This window comes from Methylobacterium sp. CB376, from assembly GCF_029714205.1.
Lineage (GTDB): Bacteria > Pseudomonadota > Alphaproteobacteria > Rhizobiales > Beijerinckiaceae > Methylobacterium.
Map to the genome: position 1 here is coordinate 5,443,913 of NZ_CP121648.1, position 24,830 is coordinate 5,468,742.

The 24,830-nt window shown below is 66.3% G+C and carries 22 protein-coding genes, 1 tRNA gene and 1 pseudogene; 8 read left to right on the top strand and 16 right to left on the bottom strand.

Features of this window, described 5'->3' with window-relative positions; translation table 11 throughout:
- Positions 1 to 492 precede the first annotated feature (492 nt).
- The 10 genes from QA634_RS25045 to QA634_RS25090 all read right to left on the bottom strand — a co-directional run bounded on the left by QA634_RS25045 (position 493) and on the right by QA634_RS25090 (position 13,012).
- Entirely contained in the window at positions 493 to 2,142 is a 1,650-nt protein-coding gene (locus QA634_RS25045) for a carbohydrate-binding domain-containing protein (RefSeq protein ID WP_012334698.1), read from the bottom strand.
- A 770-nt stretch (positions 2,143 to 2,912) separates the two neighbouring features.
- Entirely contained in the window at positions 2,913 to 4,226 is a 1,314-nt protein-coding gene (locus tag QA634_RS25050; RefSeq protein WP_012334699.1) for an O-antigen ligase family protein, read from the bottom strand.
- A 191-nt stretch (positions 4,227 to 4,417) separates the two neighbouring features.
- Positions 4,418 to 5,602, bottom strand: a complete 1,185-nt coding sequence (locus QA634_RS25055; protein WP_012334700.1) for a glycosyltransferase family 4 protein — start codon at positions 5,600 to 5,602, stop codon at positions 4,418 to 4,420.
- 407 nt (positions 5,603 to 6,009) lie between these two features.
- Entirely contained in the window at positions 6,010 to 7,362 is a 1,353-nt protein-coding gene (locus QA634_RS25060; protein ID WP_012334701.1) for a DUF4910 domain-containing protein, read from the bottom strand.
- A 105-nt stretch (positions 7,363 to 7,467) separates the two neighbouring features.
- Positions 7,468 to 8,763, bottom strand: a complete 1,296-nt coding sequence (locus QA634_RS25065; RefSeq protein WP_012334702.1) for a class I SAM-dependent methyltransferase — start codon at positions 8,761 to 8,763, stop codon at positions 7,468 to 7,470.
- Between the two features lie 307 nt (positions 8,764 to 9,070).
- Positions 9,071 to 9,688, bottom strand: a complete 618-nt coding sequence (locus QA634_RS25070) for a dTDP-4-dehydrorhamnose 3,5-epimerase family protein (protein WP_012334703.1) — start codon at positions 9,686 to 9,688, stop codon at positions 9,071 to 9,073.
- Positions 9,689 to 9,827: 139 nt separating this feature from the next.
- Entirely contained in the window at positions 9,828 to 9,971 is a 144-nt protein-coding gene (locus tag QA634_RS25075) for a hypothetical protein (protein WP_012334704.1), read from the bottom strand.
- Positions 9,972 to 10,214: 243 nt separating this feature from the next.
- The gene (locus tag QA634_RS25080) at positions 10,215 to 11,618 is read right to left on the bottom strand and encodes an undecaprenyl-phosphate glucose phosphotransferase (protein ID WP_043701582.1); all 1,404 of its coding nucleotides are present in this window, start codon (positions 11,616 to 11,618) and stop codon (positions 10,215 to 10,217) included.
- A 114-nt stretch (positions 11,619 to 11,732) separates the two neighbouring features.
- A complete protein-coding gene (locus QA634_RS25085; RefSeq protein ID WP_012334706.1) occupies positions 11,733 to 12,398 on the bottom strand; it encodes a Crp/Fnr family transcriptional regulator in 666 nt (221 codons plus the stop codon).
- Between the two features lie 380 nt (positions 12,399 to 12,778).
- Positions 12,779 to 13,012, bottom strand: coding sequence for a hypothetical protein (locus QA634_RS25090; RefSeq protein ID WP_012334707.1), 234 nt, complete (start codon positions 13,010 to 13,012; stop codon positions 12,779 to 12,781).
- A 290-nt stretch (positions 13,013 to 13,302) separates the two neighbouring features.
- Between QA634_RS25090 and QA634_RS25095 the strand changes: the two genes are divergently transcribed.
- The 6 genes from QA634_RS25095 (at position 13,303) to yddG (ending at position 18,694) form a co-directional block, all read left to right on the top strand.
- A complete protein-coding gene (locus QA634_RS25095) occupies positions 13,303 to 13,812 on the top strand; it encodes a MarR family winged helix-turn-helix transcriptional regulator (protein ID WP_012334708.1) in 510 nt (169 codons plus the stop codon).
- Between the two features lie 11 nt (positions 13,813 to 13,823).
- The gene (locus QA634_RS25100; protein WP_012334709.1) at positions 13,824 to 14,600 is read left to right on the top strand and encodes a DNA alkylation repair protein; all 777 of its coding nucleotides are present in this window, start codon (positions 13,824 to 13,826) and stop codon (positions 14,598 to 14,600) included.
- A 21-nt stretch (positions 14,601 to 14,621) separates the two neighbouring features.
- Positions 14,622 to 14,963: a DUF6616 family protein gene (locus QA634_RS25105; protein ID WP_012334710.1), complete on the top strand. Its 342-nt coding sequence runs from the start codon at positions 14,622 to 14,624 to the stop codon at positions 14,961 to 14,963.
- Between the two features lie 440 nt (positions 14,964 to 15,403).
- Positions 15,404 to 15,925 carry a hypothetical protein gene (locus QA634_RS25110; RefSeq protein WP_012334711.1) on the top strand — a complete coding sequence of 174 codons (522 nt, stop codon included), beginning with the start codon at positions 15,404 to 15,406 and terminating at the stop codon, positions 15,923 to 15,925.
- Positions 15,918 to 17,777 carry a B12-binding domain-containing radical SAM protein gene (locus QA634_RS25115; protein WP_012334712.1) on the top strand — a complete coding sequence of 620 codons (1,860 nt, stop codon included), beginning with the start codon at positions 15,918 to 15,920 and terminating at the stop codon, positions 17,775 to 17,777. The genes QA634_RS25110 and QA634_RS25115 overlap by 8 nt, the downstream gene beginning before the upstream one ends.
- Positions 17,778 to 17,791: 14 nt before the next feature.
- Entirely contained in the window at positions 17,792 to 18,694 is a 903-nt protein-coding gene (gene yddG / locus QA634_RS25120) for an aromatic amino acid exporter YddG (protein ID WP_012334713.1), read from the top strand.
- 39 nt (positions 18,695 to 18,733) lie between these two features.
- On the opposite strand, the pseudogene QA634_RS35590 reads toward yddG, so the two are convergent.
- The 5 genes and pseudogenes from QA634_RS35590 to QA634_RS25145 form a co-directional block, all read right to left on the bottom strand.
- A pseudogene (locus QA634_RS35590) lies at positions 18,734 to 19,390 on the bottom strand (AraC family transcriptional regulator); the annotation flags it as partial.
- A gap of 70 nt (positions 19,391 to 19,460) precedes the next feature.
- Positions 19,461 to 19,883 carry a hypothetical protein gene (locus tag QA634_RS35945; protein ID WP_150108726.1) on the bottom strand — a complete coding sequence of 141 codons (423 nt, stop codon included), beginning with the start codon at positions 19,881 to 19,883 and terminating at the stop codon, positions 19,461 to 19,463.
- A gap of 735 nt (positions 19,884 to 20,618) precedes the next feature.
- A tRNA-Gly gene (locus tag QA634_RS25135) sits at positions 20,619 to 20,693 on the bottom strand.
- 97 nt (positions 20,694 to 20,790) lie between these two features.
- On the bottom strand, positions 20,791 to 21,261 hold the full coding sequence (locus tag QA634_RS25140; protein ID WP_012334715.1) for an NUDIX domain-containing protein: 471 nt from the start codon (positions 21,259 to 21,261) through the stop codon (positions 20,791 to 20,793).
- A 5-nt stretch (positions 21,262 to 21,266) separates the two neighbouring features.
- Positions 21,267 to 21,965 carry a fumarylacetoacetate hydrolase family protein gene (locus tag QA634_RS25145; RefSeq protein ID WP_012334716.1) on the bottom strand — a complete coding sequence of 233 codons (699 nt, stop codon included), beginning with the start codon at positions 21,963 to 21,965 and terminating at the stop codon, positions 21,267 to 21,269.
- Positions 21,966 to 22,130: 165 nt separating this feature from the next.
- On the opposite strand from QA634_RS25145, the gene QA634_RS25150 reads away from it, so the two are divergent.
- A complete protein-coding gene (locus QA634_RS25150) occupies positions 22,131 to 23,564 on the top strand; it encodes an FAD-binding oxidoreductase (protein WP_012334717.1) in 1,434 nt (477 codons plus the stop codon).
- A 531-nt stretch (positions 23,565 to 24,095) separates the two neighbouring features.
- Complete coding sequence (locus QA634_RS25155) at positions 24,096 to 24,347, top strand: hypothetical protein (RefSeq protein WP_012334718.1); 252 nt, start codon at positions 24,096 to 24,098, stop codon at positions 24,345 to 24,347.
- Between the two features lie 62 nt (positions 24,348 to 24,409).
- Here the strand turns inward: QA634_RS25155 and QA634_RS25160 are convergent, their stop codons facing one another.
- Positions 24,410 to 24,757: a hypothetical protein gene (locus QA634_RS25160; protein ID WP_012334719.1), complete on the bottom strand. Its 348-nt coding sequence runs from the start codon at positions 24,755 to 24,757 to the stop codon at positions 24,410 to 24,412.
- Between the last annotated feature and the right edge of the window lie 73 nt (positions 24,758 to 24,830).

Below are 24,830 nucleotides of genomic sequence, written 5' to 3' on the forward strand. Positions count from 1 at the left end.
CTAGAGCAGGATCCGGTCGCGGCGCAATCGGACCGCGTGATAGGCCCTTGATGCGACCGAATTTTCCGCATCGGAGGGGCGACCTTCCGGGACGCGACTGCGCGTCCGCGCGATGGCCGGATCCGGACGGCGAACCGGTGCTCCCTGCGCCGGGGGCTGGTCCAGCCGCGTCCTCCCGCGGGAGGGGGCGATCCGCCGCATTCGGCCTCGTCCCCACCGTCGGGGAGGCGGGAAAGGCGCGATGATTCACTTCGGATCCCGAGCCCGTGCGGGCCGCGGCTCGGCGCCTGACCGGGCCGCTGATTCCCGGTCGGCCAAGGGATCCGCCCAAGAGGCTCGGCGACGGCGCTCGGCCCGCCGACCTGATCAGCGGCTCACCGGGACGCCGCGCTTCAGCAGCGTCCCGGTGCGGAGAGGGTCCAGGGCAGCCGTGCCGCCCCGGACCGTTGGTCTCCGGGATCGTCCCGGAGAGAAGTCCGGATCGGGGCCCGGTCAGGCGCCGAAGGTGAAGCTCTGCGCCCCGGACGTGTGGAGCGAGTGGGCGGCCCCGGCAACGTCGGCGCCGTTGTAGCTCGCCCCGGTCACGTACAGGTTCCGGTCCGTGCCCGGCGTGCCGCCCCAGGCGTCGTTCAGGAAGTTGACCGACACCGTGTGCCCGCCCGCGCCCCAATCCCCGAGCACCAGCAGCTGGTCGGCCTTGCCGTCCGCGTGCGAGGCGTGCGCCGTCTGCGTATCCCCGACCTGGCGCCCGTCGACCGAGACCGTGTACTGCGCGTCGCCCTGGTAGGCGTCCTGGCTGATCTGCAGCAGGAGCTGGTCCGACCCGGCGCCGACCGTCGCCGGCGCCGTCGACTGCGCCGGAGCGGCCGGGCCCGTCGCGACGAGGCTGACGTTGTCGTACAGGGCCCCGAGGCCGTCCCCGCCCTGGCTCGCGACCTCGCGCAGCGTCAGCCGGTCGTCCTGGCCCGTGCCGACCACCGGGAAATTGTACCGGCTCCAGTCGCTGCCCGGCGGCACCGTCGCGATCAGCTTGTCGTTCCAGAGCACCTCGATGCTGCAGGTGGAGGCGCTCAGGCCGGGGCGGTTGCGCGCGTCGAAGCTCAGGGCGTAGCTCTGGCCGGCCGCGGTCTTCACGGTCTGGGTGAGGCCGTCCTGGGCGCCCAGGTAGTCCAGCTCGCCGAACTTCGCGCCGTCCGTCGCCGACACCCCGTTGAGCTGGTTCCACAGCTCGATCTTGCCGCCCGAGATGGCCTGCCAGCCCGGAACCGCGTCGAAGGCGGCGCCCTGGCCGGGCGCCACCGCGCTCTGCTCGAAGGAGCCGTTCACCAGGAGGTTCACGTCGGCCGCCGCCGCGGGCGGCGTCATGGCCGGCGCCGTGTCCGGCTGCGCGGGGGCGGCGACGGTCGGAACCGTGTCCGGCTGAGGCGTCGGCGTGACGGTGGCAGCCGGTGCGGCGCCGGTCACGACCGGCGGCGGGTCGGCCTGCAGCACGGCGTTGTCCGAGACGTAGGCCAGCGTCTTCCACTCGGTCGTCAGCTTGACCCAGTTGTTCATGCCCGAGCCGGGATTGTTGGCGAAGCCGTCCACGAACCCGGCCGACGCGTCGCGCCACCAGTCCGCCCCGATATTGGCGATCAGGTGGAGGTTGGGATCCGTGACGCGCATGTCCATCTGCACGTAGACGGCGTCGACGGCGTTGGCCGCGAAGGTGCCGCGCGCGGTCGGCCAGAAATGGTCGTTGTAGCTGGCCGACGGCACGTCGAAGGTCGCGGTGCCGTCCGCGCCGGTGCTGACGGGCATCGCGGTGGCGGTGTTGCCGGCGAAGTCGTTCCCGAAATGGCCGCCCGCGATGGCGTTGCCGGCCTGGTTCTGGACCTGAACCCACTCGCCGGTGGACTTGATATGGACGAAGGTCTGGGTGTTGGCGACCTGCACGCGGGCGCTCGGGTTGCTGTAGGCGGGTGCCCCGGCCTCCTGGTAGACTTGGCCCCACCCCGTGACGGCGGTGAAGCCGGAGGGCGCCCCGGGCCTGAACTGGTCGACACCGTCATACCACGAGTAGCTGGTCGGCACGCCGAGCGGCGCCGCTTCGCTGTTGCCGGCCGTGTTTTGCCGCAGAACCTCGTTAATCGACAACGCCATTCGATATCTCCAATTTAAATTGGTGCACCTGAAAGGAATGGTGCAGGAGGGCCAGGTCCATCCGCAACGTAGGATGGGCTACGCAACGCACATGGAGCGTATTCGCAAGGGCGGCGCTCGCATGTCCGGCCCAGATGACGCATCCGCGCAGCTTGGCGGTGCGTTGGCCGACATATATCGATCCAAACTGACGATCAAGCCTTTCGTTACCAGCCCCCGGAATGAGGCAGAATTGCGCGTAAGCCACCTAAAGGTACGGCAGAATACAATCAGTACTGCAGATGCCTGTGCTGGCTTCGGAATCTGGCGACCGCTGCCATGGGGAGATGCCTGGGGCGGCGCGCCGCGCCCGCGGTCGCGCGGAGTTGCCGGAACGCCTCTGGGGACGGTTCGGTCCGGCCGCGCTGCGGCGACCGGCCGCGGCCAAGCTGGCCGGAGGAACGGCGCGCGTCGGCCTCGCCAAGGGGGGCGCGGGCCGCGGAGGACCCGCCAGGGTGACCGCCCTCCCCCTCCCCTGCGCGATCCGCCTGGCGGAGCCGGGGGGGTCCGCCCCATCGCCGCCGGCACGCGCGGCGGAGCGGCGACCAGGGATCCGCGCGGAGTGCGGGGCGGCCGCGGGCCGGCGCCGGCCAGCGCGCGCCTCGCTTCGCAGCCGGTCAGCCGGAGGTCGTCGGGCGAGGCGGCGGCGCGGGAACGGCACCGTCCGCGGCGCCTCGGAGCCGGGCGCGGCGGACGGGAGCGACGGCGAGCCGAACGGCCGCCGGGTCGCCTCAGGGACGAGGCGTCGGGGTCGCCACCAGGGCGGGCTCGGGCCCGTCCGGGAGCAGGCCGCCGGCGCCGTGTCCGGCCGGCTCATCCCCGCGGCGCGCGCGGGCGCCGTACTCGCGCGCGGGCTCCGCGCCCAACCGCCGGGTCGTCCGCCCGGCATAGGCGAAGAACAGACCCATCGAGGAGAAACTCTCGATCAGGTTCTCCGAGAAAAAATAAACACACAGCACCAAGAACAGGACCCTCTCAGGGCCGTTCCCGAGGGATTTCCAGACGTGATAGAGGAAGCAGACGAACACGATGAGACTCGGCAGGCCATACTCGGCAAGCACGCGCAGATAGTCGTTATGCGGGGCCAGCGCCGAATAGGTGAGAGTGATGGTCTGCCCCGGGCCGTATCCGACCAGCCAGTTGGCGGGGTTCGACACGAACACGTCCCAGATGTTCGACCAATGGATGAGCCTGAAGAAGGAGGACAGGTCGGTGGAGCCGGTGAGCTCGACGAGATCCCGGTACGGCATCGACACCAGGGCTTGCGGCTGCATGCTGAAGACCAGCGAGAGGTTGTCCAGCGCGGCGATCACGCGATCGAAGGCTCCGAGCGAGAACGCGGCCACGCAGACGAAGGCGATGAAGATCCCGGCCAGGACCGACTCCTTGCGGACCGGCACGGCGATCCACAGCGTCACGGCAAGCAAAGTCGCCAGAATAGCGCCGATCTTCGTCATCACCGCCGCGTTGATGAGTTGCAGCACGATCGCGTACCGGCCGAGCATAGGAGCAGCCGCGAACAAGATCGAGCAATAGTAGAGAACGGCAGTGTTCTGGTTATAGATGTAGCCGATCGCCTCCTGATGCCCCCGCAATGCGATCTCGATCTCGTAAACTTTGCTCTTCCCGATCGCCATGAAGACGATCGGCAGCGCGAAGAGCACGAGGAGGGAGAACTTCTCGAAGCCGCGGATCGGCGATCGGTCACTCCGGCCCGCCGCGTAAAAAACATAAACCGAGATATATTTGATGAAATCTGACAAAACTAAAGATGTCATGTTGAACAGGGCGCTGATCGTGGCGAAAATGAGTGCCATCAGCAGGAAATTTTTGGCGCTGTGACTCGAGTCGGTGCAGAGGATCGACACGATGAGAGAATACGCCACCAGCACCACGCCGACGCCGACGCTCAGGGCGTTGAAGAGCCCGATCGCCGTCGCGTGATAGATGAAGGTCAGACCGTTCAGTGCGACCAGCGCGGTGCACAGGATGCCGAAATAGCCGCGAACCCACGCGCTCGTGTACGGGCGGTCTTGCTCAGGCATGCGTCGCTGTCCGCATTTCGGGGGATCGGGGCGCGGGCCGGTGACGGCACGGCCTCGCGGGGACCAGGGTGTGGATCGACGCGTCGGCGCGGCGAGCGCATCGTCCGACGAGGGCGGCGCCGGTCTCCCGGGAAAGCGGCAGAACCGAGGACCCGGAGCGGGGCCTGCTCGCGCCCGGAACCAAGCCCGCTCTAGGTGAGCTTGGAGTCGGAGATCTCGGTCCCCGCCGAGGTCGGGTAGGTCGGCGCGGAATCTTGGCCTCCCGTGGCCAGTTCGCGGTAGACTGCCGCGGTGCGGCGGGCGATCTTGGCCCAGTCGTAGCGGCTGGCATCGTTGCGGCGGATGGCCTCGCGGGCCGTCTGGTCGACCGACACGCCGACGATCTCGACCATCTTGGTCGACAGATCCTCGATGTCCCCGACCTTGAAGATCCTCGTCGGATCACTGATCACCTCCCTGTTGGACGGGATGTCGGACGCGAGCGTCGGGATGCCGTAGCTCAAGGCTTCCAGGAGAACGATCGGGAGCCCCTCGTGCGACGAGGGCAGGACGAAGAGCCCGGCATGCGCGTAGAGCTGCGCCAGGGTCTCCCCGGTCCGGTAGCCCGCCATCACCACGTCGGCGTCGCCCGCCGCCTCCGAGGCGAGCAGTTCGGCGTAGCTGCTCGCGTGGTCCGCCTGACCCACGATGACGAGCTTCCAGTCGGCCATCCCCGCCCTGCGGAAGGCGCGGAGGAGGTCGAGCTGCCGCTTCTCGGGAACGATCCTGCCGATCGTGAGCACGTAGCGGCCGGCCCGCAAGCCGAGCTCCCGGATGCGTCCGTCGTTGGTCGGCAGGTCCGGAACCTCGACGCCGTTCGGGATCAGCTCGCAGGTCAGCCCGTACTTCGACTGGATCAGATCGCAGATGTTGCGGCTGATCGCGATCCGCTTGTTGGCGAACTTCATCCCGAGATACTCACCGAGAACCAGGACCGAGCGCGCCGCCCGACCCCATTTCTCGCGGTTGTAGTCTTCGCCGTGATGGGTGACGACGACCTGCAAGCCGAAGAGGCGAAGCAGGGGCGTGACGAGCGCCGGACCGATGCCGTGGACGTGGACCAGCCGCGGCCGGCGGAAGGCCGCGACCAGGGCGCAGGCGACCGAGTGCATCAGGGTCTCGAGGTAGGTCTGCCGGACCGTCCAGATCCTCAGCAGCGTGACACCCTTCCAGGTTCGCTCGCGCGGCGTTCCCACGTAGGGCGACCGGCTGCAGGCCGTCACGGCGAAGCCGAGCTCGACCAGCCTGGGGGCCAAGTGCTCGACATGGGTCTCGATGCCTCCTTGTACATTCGGAAATCCGCGAAAGCCAAATACGAAGATGTCGCTCTTTCTCATCTTGCTCTGCTTTCATGAACGTATTGTCTGCATCGTGTCCGTGACATGCGCAGCAGTTCCGGGTGCAGCCGCAAGTCGGGGGCAGCGACGTCGGCGTATCGTCATTTCGCAGTCGAGTTCACATCGAGTGGGGACTTGCCGTCCTGCCGGCGCCATAAGCGTGAGCATGACAGGCACATCGGTCCAATAAGTGATATTCGGCCCGGTGGCGACGAAGTTGACGGGCGTCAAATTGCTGGCCCTGTTCAGCGCCCGTGCGGTCGAGAGCTTGTCGCGACGCGTGATCGGGGGCGGTTCGGGGCTCCGGCCGCACCGTCACCGCCGCGCGGGCCGATCATGCGCGTGCCCGTGTGCCGAACTCGGTCGCAGCCGGCCGCCCCTCGCCGCGCCCGGAACGCCGAATCCGGTCAGGCGCTCGTCACCGTGACCGGGGATGCCGACCAGGAGCCGGGCGCGCCCGCTCCCGCGGCGAGGGCGGGCGCGTCGACGGCCCGGAGCAACCCCGCCGCCTCCAGAGATCGCAGGGCCGCCTTCACGGTCTCCCACGGCAGGCCCGCGCGGCTCGCGATGTCGAGCACCGAATGCGCGCCATCCGACATATTGAGCAGCCAGAGCAGCGCCATCCGGTAGTCGGAGGCGTTCCCTCCCCCGACATTCTCGTAGAGATCGTACTTCCCGAGTCTCGGCTCGCAGAACGGCTTCTGGTTCACGTAAGCGAGGTTGTTCTCGAGGACGTCGATGACGGACATGACCTTCAGGGCCGAGTCGCGCAGCGAGGCCGGCCGGACGAAGCCGAGATCGTCCCCGGAGGTGTGATACTCGGCGAACTCCCCGTGCGGCGTCCGCATGAAGCACCCGACCGGCAGGTTGATGCCAGGCGAGCAGAACTGCCGCTCGTCGTAGCCGTAGGGCGAGAAGGGCCGCAGGCGAAATTCGCCGCCGCCCTGACCGAGCACGTAGGCCCAAGCGCGGTCGATCTCCGCCTCGCCGCCGCGGCTCTGCTTGTAGGTCGGCGCACCGCCGTCACCCACGCAGGACATCACGAAGCCGTGCTTGATGCGGTCGAGACGCGCGTGATTCAGGGCGAGCCACGTGATCGACCCGATCGTGCCTGGGATGAACAGGAAGCGGTACGAGTAGCGCAGGTCCATCTCGCTCAGCCGCTGCGCGACTGCGGTCGCCACGGCGATTCCCGACAGATTATCGTTGGCGAGCGACGGATGGCAGATATGGGTCGAGATCAGGACCTCCTGCGAGGACCTACCCTTGATCAGGAACTCGCCGTACGTCAGGTGACCGGGTGAGAGAGTCGAATCGATGCAAACCTCGTACTCGTCATCGTGCATGCCGTCGAGCTGGTCCTGGCTGAGGCAGAATCCCCAGGTCGGCGCATAATAGGACGTTCGATACGGGATCGATCCGCGCGACAGGGGATCGGTATGCAAATGCGTCTTGAGTTCGGCGAGACCGACCGTTCGCCTGATCGGCAGGCTGTAACTCACGACGTGCAAGTTCGAGCGATTGAAATCAACGATGCGAGTTCCGCTCCTGTCCTTGATGTAGGCGTCCCTGATGTTCCACTCCAGCGGAACGGTCCAGTCGAACACCTCCAGCCCGGAGGGAACCTCGACGACGGTCAGGGGCACGAAGCGCGACAGGGCCCTGAGGGTCTCGCGCACGCCCCTGCCGGTGATGCTTCGGCAGATCGGGTAGAGTTCGGCGACGAGGTCGAACATCGCCGAACCGCCCTCCGACGCCATCAGGCGCGGCGCCGCGTCATCGAATGGCCTTTCGGCTCTCAGGCTTTGATTGACCATGCGATCCACTTTGCTGCCGGAGGCACGTCCATGCGGGCGAAGGCGGGCTCAGGGCACGACCTGCGGATCCGGGATCGGGATGATGAACTGGCAGCCCCACTCGCGCGTGAACGACAGCTGCTCGATGATCTCGTCCTTCAGGTTCCACGGAAGGATCAGGATGTAGTCCGGCTTCGTGACGCTGATCCGCTCGGGCTCGTAGATCGGGATGTGGGTGCCCGGCAGGAAGCGTCCCTGCTTGTAGGGGTTGCGGTCGACCGTGTACTCGACGAGCGTGGCGTCGACGTCGCAGAAATTGAGGAGCGTGTTGCCCTTGGCGGGGGCCCCGTAACCCACCACGCGCTTGCCCGCCCGATTCACCTCGACGAGGAAGTCCCGGAGCCGGCGTTTGATCTGCGTCGCCTGCTCGGCGAAGGTCAGGTAGGTGCGGATGTCCGACAAGCCGGCCTTGATCTCACGGTCGCGCAGCTCGCCGAGGCGCGCGGAGATCGGCTGCTGTCCGGTCTTGGCGTTCTGCGCGAAGATCCGCAGTGAGCCGCCGTGCGTCGGCACCTCCTCGACGTCGAACACCGTCAGCCCGTGCGCTGCGAAGACCTTCTCGACCGCGATCAATGAGAAGTACGAGAAGTGCTCGTGATAGATGGTGTCGATCTGGCGCTCATCGTAGAGACGGAGGAGGTGCGGGAACTCCATCGTCAGCACGCCTTGCGGCTTCAGGAGCGTCCTGAGCCCGCTCACGAAGTCGTTCAGATCCGGGACGTGGGCGAGCACGTTGTTGCCGATCAGCAGATCCGCCTCGAGCCCCTCGCGGCGCAGCGCCCGCGCGGTGCGCTGACCGAAGAACTCCACCCGCGTCGGGATGCCCCGCGAGCGCGCCACCGCGGCGACGTTCTGGGCGGGCTCGATGCCGAGCACCGGGGTGCCCTTCTCGACGAAGTACTGCAGGAGGTAGCCGTCGTTGCTGGCGATCTCGACGACGTGGGAGGTCTGGTCGATGCCGAACCGCGCCGTCATCGCCTCGACGTAGTCCCGCGCGTGGCGCAGCCACGACTCGCTGTAGGACGAGAAATACGCGTAATCGCTGAATATATTTTCCGGAGCTTCCCACTCCTCCAACTGAACCAGGAAGCACTCGTCGCAGACAAACACCTTCAGAGGGAAAAACGGCTCGTTCTTGGAGAGATCTTTCTCCGTAAGATAGCTGTTGGCCAGAGGCGAGAGACCGAGGTCAACGAATACATTGCTGAGTTTGGTCTGACAGAATCGGCAGTGCGCTGTCCGGTTCGAAGGCGTGTGCGATTCGTGCTTGCCGGTGTCCAAATCGACGCTCTCGAGATCAAGCATCCAACCTCTCCTGTTCAGACATAGTGTCTGCTGAAAATGACATACTTGTTTGGGCCTCAGCTTGAGTTGACGGCCGTCAAGTCGGCGGTCCGGTTTCCGCAGGAGGTTCGGCCGCCGCCCTCGTTCTTCTGAGGGAACCGGCCCGCTCCGGCCCGGGCGCGCGCGCTCACCGCCGCGCGCGGCGCGGCACCGCGGCCGCGAGGCCCCTCCCCGTCCGACCGGGCGCGGCCGGCGTCGGGACGATTCCGCCGCCCGGCGCGTGGTCGGACGACGTGGATCCCGGTTCGTCGAAGACAACGCGGCACCGTCACCGGCCGAGAGCAGCGTCCGACTGCGACGCGATCGGGCGCGGCTCCGGGCCGCGCAGCGCCATGCGCGACCGCACCGCGTCCTCGACCTCGGCGAGCGCCGGCCACTCGGCGTCGCGCCTGGATATCACCTCGACCGGGATCGGCCAGGGAATCGCGAGCCGCGGATCGTCGTGGACGAGGCCGCCCTCCCCGTCGGGCGCGTGAGGTGCGGAGATCATGTACATCACTTCGCTATCGTCCTCCAAAGTGATGAAGCCGTGCGCGCACCGCTCCGGAATGTAGAGGCAGCGCCCGTTCTCGGCCGACAGTTCGGCACAGAGATGGCCCAGGTAGGTCCGCGATTCCGGGCGGAGATCGACGACCACGTCGAAGATCCTCCCGCGAACGCAGCGCACGTATTTGGTCTCGCTGTAGGGCGGGTACTTGAAATGCATGCCGCGAAGGGTGCCGCGCTTGATGTTGTAGCTCAAGCTTATTTGCGGAATGTGATGGATCAGGCCTCGCTCAGCGAGTTCCTGGGTGCAGAAGATGCGGGCGAAGTGACCTCGCTCGTCGCGCCTCGGATCGATGTCGACGATGTACACTCCCGAAAGGTCAGTCTCGGACACGATCATGGGCGGCGAATCCTCGATTGAACCGTGGACGTCGGGCGCCGGCCGCGCGTGCGCGCAGGATCGCGTCGCGCCCCCGTCGCCGGCGAACTCTCGAACCGCGCGCAGGTCCGCGCGCAGCCGCGGCACCGCCGCCGCGGCACTAGCTCAGCAACCGGCGCAGGACGTTCACCAATGCCCATAGCCAGAGCAGCGTCCAGCCGACGACCGAGCTGGCGGCGAAGGCCAGGATGATGACCACCAGCTTCGACCATAGCAGATCATGTCCGATCGGTTGTTCAGGCACGGCAGCCTCCCTTGTGCGCGCCGCGCCGCGAAGTTTGGCGCGGCGTTGCGGACGCGGATGAGCACGCGGCACCGACGCGGTCGGCCTCGGGGTCGCCTCAGGACGGGATCCGGCCCCGTCGCGCGCGGATCCGCTTCCTTTCCGGCGCGCTCTCCGCGCGGGAGCGCACGGAAATGCCGGCCGGCTTCTCCAGCGCGCATCAAAGCCGCGGCCGGACCGACGACCCATTCGGCAAGGAGTTGCTCAGTAGGCGCTCTCAGACTTGAGAACCCGCAGGACCGTCAGCAGGATGATGCGGATATCCAGCCAGATCGACCAAGATTCGATGTACCAGAGATCGCTGTCGACCCGCTGCTTCATCATCCTGAGCTCGGGCGTCTCGCCCCGCAGGCCGTTGACCTGCGCCCAGCCGGTGATGCCGGGCTTCATCTTGTGCCGCGCCGCGTAGCTCGCGATGAGGCGGTTGTACTCGTTGTCGTGCGCGAGGGCGTGCGGGCGCGGCCCGACGATGGACATCTCGCCGCGCAGGACGTTGAGGAGCTGCGGCAGCTCGTCGATGCTCGACTTGCGCAGCCATCGTCCCAGCGCCGTGACGCGCCGGTCGCCCCTGGTGGCCTGGACGATCACCGCGCCGTTGTCGCAGGTGGTCATCGTTCTGAACTTGAAGATCGTGAACGGCCGGCCGTTGAACCCGGTGCGGGTCTGCCTGAACAGGACCGGGCCCTTCGACTCGAGCCGGATCGCGAGCGCCACGATCGCCATCAGCGGCGCCAGGAAGAACAGGCCGGCCGCCGCCAGGACGCGATCCATGAGGTTCTTCGCGCATTGCTCGGTGACGCTCAGGGGCGCCCGCTGAAGCTCGATCACCCTGATCGGCCCGAAATTGAACGCGGGGTGGGAGAGCACTTGATTGGCCCGCATATCCGGCGCGAGCTTGACCGAGACCGGAAGAACCTGCAGCTGACCCTGGACTTCGAAGATCAATTCGGATCTGTTCCAGGGTATCACCAACAGGATTTCCTCGACATCGTGCGCCCGCACGAAATCTACGACGTCCTTGAGGACATCTCGCGCCCGATCGAGCCCGGCATCCGGATCCTGGGCGTCGAGAAGAACGAAATGCTTGGGCGTCGTGTACTCGTACTTGTTGATCTGCTGGAGATAGGGATGGCTCGCGGCCTCCAGCGAGTAATCCGATATGATGACCCGGTACGAACTCAGGGCCCGCTGCTCGGTGACGTGGCGGCAGAGTTTGACCGCCGACAGCTTCGACGCGACGACCCCGACTCCGCCGAAGGCGAACACCGCCAGCAACTCGCCGTAGGTGAGCCACGTCCCCACCCTGAGAAAATACACGAGCAAGGACAGGAACAGGAAGCTGGCGACCCAGGTCGCCAACGATTGCTGGATCTGCCACCTCAGCTTCAGCAGGTTCGGGGCCGCGTACAAGTTCGAGGTCTGCCCGAAGATCGAGTAGGTGACCGCCAGGGCAGCGCTCGACGGCGCGCAGTGGCTCCAATTCGACGCGACTGACAAGTCGCGCCCGTTCAGTGCCGACAAGCAGATGGTGCCCAGAGTCACGATGAAGACGATGTCGACGAGGGCGATGATCGGCGAGAGAACCCCGAGCGAGCCGGGAACGCTCACGGGCTCTGCGTCTTCTCCTTGCTTGTAGCGCGGCAACTCGTCGGCGAGGATCAAACGTCGCGTGATGTTCATCGTCCCAACCCAATATCCTCAAGGCCTGCAGGCGATCACCCATCAATCCCCGGCGATGTGATGGAGGCCCGGCAGGTCGAGGAACCGGATCGTCTTGCGGTTCGGCATGTCGATCAGGTTGCGCGCTTTCAGCTCCGCCAAGGTGCGGCAGACGGTTTCGAGGGACGTGCCGACGTGGTCGGCGATGTCGGCCCGCGAGATCAGCAGCCGCTGCGCGGACGGCAGCTTGGGATCCCTGGGCAGGTGCTTGCGTATCGTCAGGAGGAAGGAGGTGATGCGGGCCATGCCGCTCTTCTGGCTGATCTGCGAGACCAGCGACAATGTCTCGGCGAGAACCTGGTGGACGCCGCACCGCTCGCCGCTCTGACAGATGTTCGAGACCGCGGAGAGACGGACGCGGCAGTTGGTGACGGCCTCCGCGGTGAAGTGCTGGCAATCGGCCTGCGACGGCATCACCACGTCGCCGGACCAGAAGAAGGCCAGGATCTGCCGGTTCCCGTTGTCGAACAGCCGAACGGCGCGCACGACACCCTCGACGATCTCGATCTTGTGGGCCTGCGTATCGCCCTCCCAGAACAACGCGCGGCCGCGCGGGATCAGTGATCCCCTCGAGTGCGGTTGGATCAGTGCGGAAGTTCTGGGAATGTCGGTGTGATGCAGCGGGATGGATTTTGACCAAGCCGACTCGGTCGTCGCGAGAGCGCTCATTCCTCAGCCTCGTCATCTCAGGATTGAGTCAAGGCTTGCACGCGGAGGTTGGGAAAAAAACCCGTGCTGATGCTCTAGCCGCACACTGCGAAACGTGTAGCCGCGATGGCATAGGCCAAGTGGCTTAAAATCTATGCGGAAGGCCTCTGCGCGCCGGACCGGGATCCGATCCGCGGCGCCGTCCCCCCGGACCGGACGGAGCGGGGACGCGGTCGGCCGGGCGCGGGCCCCGGGCCCGTCCCGGGGCGAGGGCGCGACTCGCCGGACCATGGTCGCGTTGACCAGTTAACATCCCGTTAACGGTCGACTCGCGCGGCGATCGGCGCCGCGCCGGGCCCGCGTCCCGGCGCCGGATCGCCGGATCGCCGGCCGGGCGAGGCTCACCCCCGCAGCAGGGCCGCGGCGAATTCGCGGTCGGCATGCTCGACCTGTTCGGCGAGCAGGCGGAGGTAATTCGCCGTGGCCGCCGAGCCGTGCCGGTCGACGTAGCTCCTGAATGCCACCTCGCCCATGGTCTCGAGCGCCACGATCTCGTCGCAGCCTTTGCTCACGAGGTGCTGAAGCGCGAATTCCCACGCGTGGTGGGCGCGCTCACGCTGCTCTCCGACGTCCATCCCTGACCTACTCGACCGAACTCATCGCGTGCGCGCACTCTCTCCGCACTCGATGGCGAGAAAATGGAGGCAGGACCGTCGCGATGCATCGGCCGCGATTGCTCCGTCGTCGTGCTCGGCTGGGAGCCTGTTTGAGCGCCGTCGGCCGGGCGCGCCGATCTGCTTTCCGAGATCGCCGTGGCTTCCGCCCGGCAGGGTGAAGGGAAAGCAGATGGGCACGGACCGTCAGCGGAGGCGTCACGGGGCGCGCCCGAAGGGTGTCGCGTCGCTTGACGATGGTTAGGTGCCATATGAAACGGTTGGAGCGGAAGCACCTCGCGTTGCTCAAGGAGGCGGAGCGGCGGTCCATTGCCGGGACGGACAACATGCGCTCCTGTTTCGAACTGCTGGCGCTGGCCGATGCGATCGACAGGGATTGCGCCAGCCGCCTCGCACCTTTTCGCCTGTCCGAAGGTAAGTTCGTCCTGCTGTTTCTTCTCCGCAGCCAACCCGACGGACTGTCGCCGCACGAGTTGGCGGCGAGAGCCGGCGTAACGCGGGCAACGATCACCGGTCTTCTCGATGGTCTTGAGCGTGACGGTTTCGTCGCGCGGCGCTCCGGTCTCGACGACCGCCGCAAGATCGCGGTCGTGCTGACGGGGGCCGGACGGGAGATCACCCACGAGCTCTTCGATCAACACAGCGCGTGGATAGCCTCACTGTTCGCCGGGTTCACGGCCGCCGACCGCGAGGCGCTCACCATGCTCCTCCAGCGTATCTGGAAAAACGTCGATGCCGCCACCGAGCCGCGAGACAGCTAGGAGGTGTGGAGGTGCGCAAGGCCAAGCCCGCAGGGCGAAAGGTCACGGACATTCCTGCCGATCGACTGGCGCAACTCAATACGGGTGCGGCAGCGAGGACGCTCACCGAATGCCTCGCGGTCGACTTCGCAGCTCTCATGGGGCACGTGCTGCCCACGATCGGCAGCGACGCCCTCACCGGAATGAGGCAGGCAGCGGCAACCGGCATTTCAAGACGAATGCCGCTCGCTGCCCGCTTGATCGCGGACCATCTCGGTCCTTCAGGTCTCGATGACCTCGGCACGCACGCGTCCGACACGGTGCGCGGCTGGTGCTGTTTCATGATCGGCCTGCCCGGGGCAACCGACCTCGCAGACCGCCTCGACGCGATCCGGCCCTTTGCCGACGATCCGCATTTCGGCGTTCGCGAATGGGCCTGGATGGCGCTTCGCCCGCATATCGCGGCCGAATTGGAGCGGGCCGTTGCCCTCCTGGCGGACTGGACGGGGGCTCCATCCCCCAATCTTCGCCGGTTCGCGTCGGAAGCGACGCGGCCGCGCGGTGTCTGGTGCAGCCATATCGGGGCGCTGCGCCACCGCCCCGAATTGGGGCTCGCCATTCTCGAGCCGCTCAGGGCCGATCGATCCAGCTACGTGCGCGACTCGGTCGGCAATTGGCTCAACGATGCCAGCAAGGACCGTCCGGATTGGGTGCGGGAGTTATGTGCCCGCTGGACTGCCGAGAACCCGACCCCGGACACCCTGAATCTTTGCCGGCGCGCGCTCCGCTCGCTGCATCCCGACCAGTGATCCTCTCGGAGGAGGCAGAACGTGTCTCATTATCTCATCGAACTCTACACAGCCAAGCCGGCGTGGCTCGCCCTTTCTCAGGACGAACGAGAACACTTCCTCTCCGCCATCGATTCCGCCATGCCGCTGTTGTCCAAAGCTGGCGTCGAGCCGATGACCTTCGGCAGGGTCGATCCCTCCCAACGGCATCCCGCTTCCCACAGCTTCTACGCCGTGTGGCGCTGCCGGGACGAGGCCGCGCTCGAAGCGCTCGTGTCCGGCATCGCCCAATCGGGTTGGCACGACCATTTCGATACGATCAATGCCTGCGGTGAAGGAGTCGGTCTCATCGACCATCTCTCGCAACTCGGCGACCTCGCATAGGCCAGATCCTCCGACGCAACGGCGATCGCTTCGCGGCGCGTCACCAAATCCATCACCGGCGCTTCTCATAGCAACGATCAATCGTCATGATTGCTGGTTCCGTTCCGGATTCTCATCAAGCGATTTGCTCGTGTCGAAACCTTGAGAGGGGCGACGGTCCGATGCCCCGGCATTCCGGGAGGTTGGCATCGGAGCCTGCATGACTATGGCCGACTGCATTGATGTCGCTGGTCGGCCTGAATGAGCCTGCCGGATCGCATCGCTGCTCCGGCAGCATCGCCCGCGACCGCGGCGTGAACCCAGACATGCACTTCCACTTCATGCAGCCGATGCTCGCGCCGGCTTCATGCCCGAGATGTAAAGCGTCTGACGTTTTTTGAAACACATTTTCAAAGTTGAAGACAAGCCTGCTTGCTAGGGTGCCCTGGAACCGACCGTCCTTGCCGAAGGGCTTCGTCGTGCAGGTGAAACGCACCGTCCGCGTGATCAATGTCTTATACGACATTCAGGACGCCCTTGGCGACGAAGTCATGAACTTCCGCCCGATCATGGGACGTGTCCGGGAGGTACGTGACAGCGGCCACCACGCGATCATCGCGCTGCATCTGGCTCACTCCGCCAATACGGATTCCCGTCATGTCGGCACGGCTGCCTCTTGCGCGATCGCGGCCGTCGCACAGACGGTTGCCCTCGCCGAGCTGCACAGAGGCCTCGAACTGTCAAACTTCCTCGCGGCGCAAATCATCGTCGATCCTAGCGGGCATCAGCAATTATCGTTGGTCAACTTGACCAAGACCATCGCCAATCTCCTGAGATGCGGCGCCGTACCGATCGTATCCAGAAAGGTCGATGTCCTCCCATGCGCTGCCTCTCAGCGAGGTTATGAGAAGGCCTTCCTATTTGAATCAGCGTTTTTCGAAGAACTCACGCAGTCTGTCGGATGGAGAATGGCCCGTGCTTAAATTTCTGACCGACGGGATATCGTTACGCCCCGACACCAACCGGCCACCACTGCAAAGTGAGCTCGGGCGCAAACTCACGGGCGGCGAACTCCCCGACTCGATTTCGCAGTTGCGTGTCAAAGCGGATCCGACGGCGGCCGCGAAGGCCAGAATCTTGCTGCTGATCCCGCACTACACGCGGATCAGGCGCCCCCTCGACGTCGTCGCGGACAATCTGGTCAAGAAGGGGGGGCCGCATCTGAGCAGAGACCTCAAGCTGGTGCGGGATCTGCAAGCCGAGGGCATCACCTACATAGAAGAGATGAAACGGGCAGGCGTCCCCATGGGCCTGCTGCGCGTGGGCACACAGGCAAAAGCACAGGGATATGCCGTCAAGATCGTTGATGGAGCATATCAAGGATGGAATAACGAGCGCCACGCGTTTACATCTTCGGAAGGCAGCGAAATCTGGAGCTACGGAATCAATAATGATGCGATGAGCAGGACTATAAAGGAGTTCGAGCCGCACATCGTCGGAATATCTTGCGACTACAGCCACCAGTGGGGCAACAATCGTGCCCTCGCTGACCTGGTCAAGGGTATCGACGAAGACATCATCGTGATCATGGGTGGAACGCATGTGTCTGGCTTGCCGGAAGACGCGTTGCGCGATTGCCCGGCAGACTACGTCGTCACTCAGCAAGGTGATGTGACATTTGTCGAACTGCTCGAGGCGCTCCGCAAGAACTCCGCGATCGAGGACGTCGCAGGGATCGTGTTCCGCCGCGGCGGAGCAATCGTCCAGACGCGCCCTCGCGGATTTCTGCCGACCATGGATCTGTTTTCACAGCCGGATTATTCGTTGGTCGATTTCAGCCTCTATGACAGCCCCTTCCACTCAGGCGGCAAGCGCCAGGTCGATCATGGCCACCTCACCTACGGCTTTACGACGATCGGGTGCGACGTGCGCTGCACGTTCTGCACGATCCCGCGAGTCCAGGGAGGGTGGCTCAAGATGAACGAGGTGTCCTTCGACAAGTACCTCGCCAAATTGGTCGAGATTGGCATTACTGAGTTCATCGTCGAAGACGACCATTTGTTCCACGATCCCGAATGGGCGTTGAAGGTCTGCGACCTTCTGGAGAAATATAAATTGCCTTGGTTTGAGGAGGGCGGCGTCGCGTTATTTTCGTTGATTGCGCTGCTGCCGGAAGTGAGTGAGGACTTCATCCTCGCGAAGACCGGTCGCGAGAAACTCTTCGAGCCTCTCTTGAGAGCGAAGAGGTCGGGTCTCACCCTCGACCGCATGGTGAAACGAATGCGTGAGAGCGGATGCTACAGCCTCTACCTTGCCGTTGAAAGCAGCAACCTCGAGGCGCTTGGAACCGCCAACAAGCCGCCGATCAACACATTCGAATACTATACACAGCGCGTCCTCAATATCTTGTACGACAATGCGATCCACGCCACGGGCGGCTTGATGTTCGGATTCGTGAATCCTACCGCCGGTCGCAAGCTCTACGTGGAGACACGGGAAGACATCGAAAGGACGTTCGAATATGGCCGGTTCCTGATGGCGGCGGGTGCGTCCTACATGAACCCTTTCATCTTCACGCCACTTCCCGGCGCGCCGCATTTTCCGACATTGCGGCCCTACGCGACCACGAATACGGATGAAGGCTACTCGCACGAGTTCGCGACGATGAACGATGCACCGAACGGCGAGTGGACCAAGGATGAATTGAACCTGCTTCGCGTGCGCTCGCTCGTCGAAGTCAACGGCATGGAAAGCTACAGGACCATCCTGCAGACAGGCACATGGCCCATTTCACACAGCGATCCTATCTCGCGGCGCATCAACAGGGCGGCTTGACTGCGGTGCGCAAGATGAAATCGCTGACACACCGCACACGCGCAACAATCGTCGGCTCTTTGGCGGTTGTTCTGTGGTCATCTTTGGCTGCATTGACCATTGGGGCGACGCCAACCCCTCCACTTTTGCTCAATAGCGTGTGCTTCACCATTGGCGGCTTGATCGGATTTGGCTGGACTCTTTGGCGAGGTCATCTCTCAGCTCTCGGTCTGATCAAATGGCCTGTTTATGTTTTCGGCGCGCTGGGTCTGTTCGGGTACCACGTTCTCTACTTCTACGCTTTGCGGCTGGCCCCGGCCGCGGAAGCGAGCCTGATCGCCTATCTCTGGCCGCTCCTCATCGTTCTTTTTTCCAGCCTGCTGCCGAACGAGCGTTTCCGGATCGGCCATGTGGTGGGCGCCCTCCTCAGCTTTTGCGGCGCGGCCCTCATCATCGCCAACCAATCGCTCGATTTCTCGGACACCTACCTCACCGGCTTCGCACTGGCCGCTGCCTGCGCCCTCACGTGGTCGAGCTACTCCGTCGTGTCGCGGCGGTTTGGTGATATACCGACCGAAAGTGTTTTTGTTTTCTGCCTCGTCACCGCTGCTGCGTCTTGGCTTCTCCATGTTTTCGTAGAAGCAACCGTCTTTCCAACCACGTATCTCGGCTGGGCAGCGATCTTCATGCTCGGGGTCGGCCCGGTCGGTACCGCGTTCTACTTTTGGGACGTCGGAGTGAAGCACGGAGACATCCAATTGCTTGGAACCGTTTCGTATGCGGCACCGCTGCTTTCAACATTCATCCTTATCTGTTTGGGCAAGGCCGCGTTGTCCGTCACGCTCGTCCTCGCGGCGCTCCTGATCACCTCCGGCGCCGTAGTCGCCGCGCGTGTCAGCATGCTGAGACGCAAGCCGCCGGGCCGCTCTGAAATCTGATGGCGTGGCACCGTGTCGTCGGCGAAACGCATTCGTGAACGACGACGGGCTTTTGAAGCCGACCTCCAATGCGACCGAGGAAACGGGCCGATCCGATGAAATGAGAAGGTGCTCCGCATGACTAAGCCTTTCCTCCATTTGCAGCCGCTTCGGTGAATCACCGAAGGACCGTCTGATCGCACGGCGGAAAGTCGCCTCTGACATCCCGTTCTTCCTCGCAGCCGCCTGCACGGTCTCCGATATGCCGAAATTCCAGTGTTTTCCGCCTTCCAGCATCGGAAAATCTCGCGGCGAACTCTGCTTTATTAGCTCAATGATGGCCGTGAAGAGGGACGCACACTTGAACAGCTCACCGGGAGCCCGAAAAGACTCCTCCGCGAGGAACTTCATCAATCTTTGATGCGATGGCGTGATTTCGCCTATGACAAATCCACCGCTCTTTTTGTCGGCACAAACTGCCGCATCGGCCTGAATATTGATGACCAGAAAGATGCCATTTCTCGTGCTCTGAAATTTGTGCTCGGTTCCAGGGCCCAGGATGATCGCTTTCGAGGGAGTCAATCGATTGCTTTCTCCTCCGGCGCTCATCTCCATCTCACCGGACACAGGCAGAACAGCCTGAATGTAGCCATGGACATGCGTCTGACTCTGCCGTCCGTAGCTGCGGAAATTGCCTACAATGTCCCGTGTCAGCATGGGAATTCTCCGCGTTTTATCGGGCAGATCGGCTCGATCGCTTTTGCTCTGATGAGGTGCCTTGGAGACGTCATTTCGAGCGCGGATCGTGGATGGGCTTCGATGCAATTCTCGATCCGTCCAGCGCTGAGCCGCGGCGCGGTTCCGGCGTCCGGACGCCGCGACATCGGATGGAGCGGCGCTTGAGAGTTCTGAGGAAGGCCTCGTACGGGCCGCTCCGGCTGGCAACCGGCGCGAAGCAGGGCGTCAGGTCAGGCGCCTGAGCGAACAGCCCCGTGCCCCTTGCGGTCAAGGCAGCGCCATTGTCGGAGAGGTGCTCGGCGGCTCGGCGAGTGCGGGTCGCGGCGAACCGCTTCCCGGCGGCTTCCCGCATCCACCCGGCGACCTCACGGTCGAAGACGTCCGTCACGGGGGCGAGGCGGATGATGTCGCCATCCCGGCGGGCAAACTCCCGCCCATCGGAGCACCAGCGCCGGGTCGAGCGCATCGCCATCCTCGCCATCGCGAATGCGGCTCTCGCGGACCGGCGCATGCTCCCCCCGCTCCATGGCAGTGTTGCCGGTGATGCGGTGAGCCCTTTCGGCGGTGACGACGGGCCGATCGCCGACCCGTCGTTCGCGCTCGAGGAGGGCTGCGATCCGGCGACAGCCATCGGTCGGCCGCTGAGTCACAGGCCTGCGAAGGGCGGGCGGACGCCCTGAACTCGGCCTTGCGGCAGGGTCCGCGCGGCTTCGATCTGCCCTCGCGCCTCTCGGCGAGATGGGGGGCGCCCGGCGCGTCCGCGACTTTCCTCATCGGGCAGGACGAGCCGCGGATCTGGTTCGCGATGCGGCCGATTTTCAGGTCGCGCGCCTTGCGACCGGTCAGGAGGGTTCGCGGCCGCCCCTGGCGGCCCACAGCCGAGCACGACGCGTCGGTCAGGTCGGGCTCATGCCCATCCCCCCTCGCGGTCGGCGCATCTCGATCTTGCATGGTCGGCGAGGCCCGGCTTCGCCCGGTCCGTATCCAAAGCCCGCCCTGGTCTCCATGCACCGGTTCGCAACGGCGGCAGGGCGGCTCGGCATGTCGGCCTTCGGACGGACGCGAACGTGCCACCGCCGCGGTCCAGGTACCGCCGGGGACACGCATGGCGTCGCAGGCAATATGGAGACAAGGCACAGCCGCGCCGGCATTGTCTCCGCATTGACCCAGCTTACGAAAGCCGTCGATCACTGTAGGAAGTATATTTTGGAGCGGGCGAAGGGATTCGAACCCTCGACCCCAACCTTGGCAAGGTTGTGCTCTACCCCTGAGCTACACCCGCTCTCTTCGGCGTTGGCGCTGCGCCGCTGCCGATGGCCGGGATAAACACCATTCCGGCCGGCGGCGCAAGGGGTGCTGCGCCGCTTTTTTCGCGCCGGCTACCAGAGCGGCGCGGGGGGGCGGCCGTGGGCGATCTCGTCGAGGCGCGCCCGGGTCGCCGGGCTCGTCCCGGCCGGGAGCGCCCCGAGGGGGAAGAACCCCGCCTCGGCGATCTCGCGGTCGGGTCGCTTGGGCCCGCGCACCGCGAAGACCGGCGCGACGTAGAGGACGACGTGGTCGCGGCGCGAGACCCGGCTGTTGAAGAAGACCCCGTGCAACCGGGCGGCGCCGGGGTCGATCTCGATTTCGGCCTCCTCGCGGAACTCCCGCGCCAGGGCGTCGAGCGCGGTCTCGCCGGGCTCGACGCCGCCGCCGGGCAGGTGCCAGCCGTCCAGGTAGGTGTGCCGGATCAGGCAGACCCGACCCTCCCGGTCGATGGCGGCGCCGCGCACGCCGAGGGTCATGCCCCGCGAGACGCGCCAGACCAGGTGGGCGCCCCGCGCGAGCAGGCGCTGCGTGCGCGTCGCCATCCGACTCAGACCACCTTGAGGCGGATGGCGCCGACGCCCGCGATGCGGGCCTCCATGGTCTGGCCGCGCAGGACCGGACCGACCCCCTCCGGCGTGCCGGCGAAGATCACGTCGCCGGGCTCCAGGGCGAAGTAGGCGGACAGGTAGGCGATCTGCTCGGGCACCGACCAGATCATGTCGGAGAGGTCGCCCGACTGGCGCAGCGCGCCGTCGACGGTGAGCGTGATCGCGCCGCGCGCCGGATGCCCGATCGCGGAGGCCGGGCGCAGCAGACCGACCGGCCCCGAAGCGTCGGCGGCCTTGCCGAGCTCCCAGGGCCGGCGCAGGCTCTTGGCCTCGTCCTGGAGGTCCCGGCGCGTCATGTCGAGGCCGACCGCGTAGCCGTAGACGTGGTCGAGGGCCGATTCGACCGGGATGTCGCGCCCGCCGCGGCCGAGGGCCACCACGAGCTCCACCTCGAAATGGTAGTTGGCAGTCTTGGGCGGGTAGGGATGCTCGACGGTCTCGCCGTCCGGGACGACCTGCAGCGCGTCGGCCGGTTTCATGAAGAAGAAGGGCGGCTCGCGGGTCGGGTCGGCGCCCATCTCGCGGGCATGGGCGGCGTAGTTGCGGCCGACGCAGTAGACGCGCCGCACCGGGAAGAGGTCGTCCGTCCCCTCGATGGGAAGGGCCGTGCGCGGGGGATTGGGGATGACGGAGAGCATGAGCCTCGATCTCGGAGAAGCCGGGCCAACGACTTGGCAAGCCCGGGCCACTTGGCAAGCCCGGGCCACTTGGGAGGCCCGGGCCACTTGGGAGGCCCGGGCCGACACGCTATCTAGAGGCCGCCCCCGCGGGACGCCATCCTGGCGCCTCACCCTCTGACCGCGATGCCCCACTCCCCCCACGCCGACCTCCTCGACGCCCTGCGCGGACGCCTCGGCGCCGCCCAGGTGATCACGGACGCCGATGCGATCGCCCCGCACCTCGCGGAAACCCGCGGCCTCTATCGGGGCGCGGCGCTCGCCGTGGTGCGACCGGCCGACACCGAGGCGGTCGCCTTCGCGGTGCGGGCCTGCGCCGCCGCCCGGGTGCCAGTGGTGGCGCAGGGGGGCAATACCGGCCTCGTGGGCGGCGGCGTGCCGGAGGGCGGGATCGTGATCTCGCTCGCCCGCCTCGACCGCATCCGGGAGATCGACCGGGAGAACGCCACGCTCACGGCCGAGGCGGGCTGCATCCTCGCCCAGGTCCAGGCGGCGGCCGAGGCGGAGGGCCTGCTGTTCCCGCTCTCCCTCGCCTCGGAGGGCTCCTGCCGGATCGGCGGCAACCTCTCCACTAATGCGGGCGGCACGGCGGTGCTCGCCTACGGCAACGCACGCGACCTCGTGCTCGGGCTCGAAGTCGTGCTGGCGGACGGGCGCGTCTGGAACGGGCTCACGGCCCTGCGCAAGGACAATGCCGGCTACGACCTCAAGCACCTCTTCGTCGGCTCGGAGGGCACGCTCGGCATCATCACGGCCGCGGTGCTGAAACTCTCGCCGCGGCCGGCCTCCACGGCGACGGCCTTCGTGGGGCTGGCCTCGGCCCGCGCGGCGCTGGCCCTGCTCACGCAGCTGCGCCAACGGGCGGGCGGGCGCCTCACCGCCTTCGAGTACGTCCCGCGCTTCGGCCTGGAGATCGTGCTGCGGCACGCCCCCGGCGCGGTGCGGCCGCTCGGCGGCGACCACGAGGCCTACGCGCTCGTCGAGCTCTCCTCCGCGGCGCCCGACGCGGACGCGGCGCTGGAGGCGCTGCTCGCCGCGGCGCTGGAGGAGGGACTCGCCGAGGACGCGGCCCTGGCCCGCAGCACGGCGCAGGGCCGGGCCCTGTGGCACCTGCGCGAGAGCCTGTCCGAGGTCCAGCGGCGGGAGGGGGCCTCGATCAAGCACGACGTCTCGGTGCCGGTCTCGCGCGTCCCGGACTTCCTCGAACGGGCGAGCGCGGCCTGCGAGGCGGAACTGCCCGGCGTGCGGGTCTGCGCCTTCGGCCATCTCGGCGACGGCAACATCCACTTCAACCTGACGCAGCCGGTCGGCATGGCGGCGCCGGACTTCCTGGCCCTGTGGCCCCGCTTCAACCGGATCGTGCACGATCTCGTGCATGCCATGCGCGGTTCGATCGCGGCGGAGCACGGAGTCGGCCGGCTCAAGCGCGACGAACTCCTGCGCTACAAGGACCCGGTCGCCCTCGACCTGATGCGGCGCCTGAAGGCCGCCCTCGACCCGGACGGCATCCTCAATCCCGGCAAGGTCGTGCCCGTTCCGGAGGCAGCCCCGGAGCCCTGAGCGGCCGCGCTCCTCTCCCGGCCGATCCGCCGCACTGCCCGTTCCTCAGGCAGATCCGCCGCGGCCGAGCGTTGCGCGCCGCGCCTCGCGGCGGGCTCCCGCTGCACCCCGAAAGATTTTCCGCGCCCAACATTCAGATTTTCTGAGATGCGGTGAAGTGTAGCGGGCGCGGGCGGCGCCGGCTGCCTCGCGGCGGCACCCGCCGATCATCCGCCGCCCCCGGATCCCAGGGGCAGGCAGACCGCCGAGGCGAGATTCACCGCGAAGGACCGACGTCGCGGGCCCGAGACTGCCTCCGCGGCGCCTCATCCCGGCCCATCGGCCGATTGCCCGGGCCCGCCCCCTCCGCGCCGGCGCCGCGCTGGCCGCCCGCGCGCGGCCGCCGTTGCTGCGGTGCAGCATAAGGTCGCAAAGGAATTCCGTTAGCCGGGAATGGCACATTCCTCGCCTCACCACCGTTCAGTACGGCGGGCTTTCGTCCGGCCCGGGAGCCGCCGGTTGCGTGACCGCGGATTGGCCGGTGGAGGTGGTATGGCCGATTTTCTGACGGTGGCGCTGATCTGCGCCAAGACGCTCGCAGGACCGGATTGCTCGCGCGACACGGCACTCGACGTGGTGATCGCGCCCGCGCCCTCGCCCGTCGCCTGCATGATGCAGGGCGAGACGCTGGCCGCGCGCAGCAACCTCGTCGACCGCGACACCAACTATCTGAAGGTGTCCTGCGAGCGGCGCCGGACGGCCTCACTGGCGCCGACCGACTCCGTGGCGTCGCGGGCACCCTAGGATCCGGATCGGGCCGGACTCCAAGTCATCCGCCACTCATCCGACGCGGGCGTCTCCGCGGATCAGGGCAGCGCCCCGATCAGCGTCTTCGCCTGAGTCATCGTGTCCTCACAGGCATCGGCCTGGCCGGCCTTGTCCTGCTCGCGCGCCTTCGCGATCAGGGCACGGGCCTGCGCGATCTTCTGCGGATCGGGCTTGACGCCGGGATCGCTCGGCTGACCGCCGGGCGGCGTCGGAAGTGCACGGGGCGAACCGGTCTGCGTGCCGGTGCTTCCCGTGACGGAGGCCGCGCCCGCGCTGTCGAGTCGCCGCTCGATGGTGGCGATCTGCTCGGCACAGGACGTCGCGAAGGCCGGCGCGGTGCCGGACAGCGCGACGAGGACGCTCGTCACGGCGATGGTCATGCGCATGGGTGGGGTCTCCTGTCAAGGCGATTGCCGGTCGGCCTTTTCGGCAGATTCGGCGCGAGGACTTCACCAACCC

Excerpts from the sequence above, each read along its gene's own strand:
- QA634_RS25045 (WP_012334698.1), bottom strand. The coding sequence starts at position 2,142 with ATGGCGTTGTCGATTAACGAGGTTCTGCGGCAAAACACGGCCGGCAAC.
- QA634_RS25050 (WP_012334699.1), bottom strand. The coding sequence starts at position 4,226 with ATGCCTGAGCAAGACCGCCCGTACACGAGCGCGTGGGTTCGCGGCTAT.
- QA634_RS25055 (WP_012334700.1), bottom strand. The coding sequence starts at position 5,602 with ATGAGAAAGAGCGACATCTTCGTATTTGGCTTTCGCGGATTTCCGAAT.
- QA634_RS25060 (WP_012334701.1), bottom strand. The coding sequence starts at position 7,362 with ATGGCGTCGGAGGGCGGTTCGGCGATGTTCGACCTCGTCGCCGAACTC.
- QA634_RS25065 (WP_012334702.1), bottom strand. The coding sequence starts at position 8,763 with ATGCTTGATCTCGAGAGCGTCGATTTGGACACCGGCAAGCACGAATCG.
- QA634_RS25070 (WP_012334703.1), bottom strand. The coding sequence starts at position 9,688 with ATGATCGTGTCCGAGACTGACCTTTCGGGAGTGTACATCGTCGACATC.
- QA634_RS25085 (WP_012334706.1), bottom strand. The coding sequence starts at position 12,398 with ATGAGCGCTCTCGCGACGACCGAGTCGGCTTGGTCAAAATCCATCCCG.
- QA634_RS25090 (WP_012334707.1), bottom strand. The coding sequence starts at position 13,012 with ATGGACGTCGGAGAGCAGCGTGAGCGCGCCCACCACGCGTGGGAATTC.
- QA634_RS25095 (WP_012334708.1), top strand. The coding sequence starts at position 13,303 with ATGAAACGGTTGGAGCGGAAGCACCTCGCGTTGCTCAAGGAGGCGGAG.
- yddG (WP_012334713.1), top strand. The coding sequence starts at position 17,792 with ATGAAATCGCTGACACACCGCACACGCGCAACAATCGTCGGCTCTTTG.
- QA634_RS35945 (WP_150108726.1), bottom strand. The coding sequence starts at position 19,883 with ATGGCGATGCGCTCGACCCGGCGCTGGTGCTCCGATGGGCGGGAGTTT.
- QA634_RS25140 (WP_012334715.1), bottom strand. The coding sequence starts at position 21,261 with ATGGCGACGCGCACGCAGCGCCTGCTCGCGCGGGGCGCCCACCTGGTC.
- QA634_RS25145 (WP_012334716.1), bottom strand. The coding sequence starts at position 21,965 with ATGCTCTCCGTCATCCCCAATCCCCCGCGCACGGCCCTTCCCATCGAG.
- QA634_RS25150 (WP_012334717.1), top strand. The coding sequence starts at position 22,131 with ATGCCCCACTCCCCCCACGCCGACCTCCTCGACGCCCTGCGCGGACGC.
- QA634_RS25155 (WP_012334718.1), top strand. The coding sequence starts at position 24,096 with ATGGCCGATTTTCTGACGGTGGCGCTGATCTGCGCCAAGACGCTCGCA.
- QA634_RS25160 (WP_012334719.1), bottom strand. The coding sequence starts at position 24,757 with ATGCGCATGACCATCGCCGTGACGAGCGTCCTCGTCGCGCTGTCCGGC.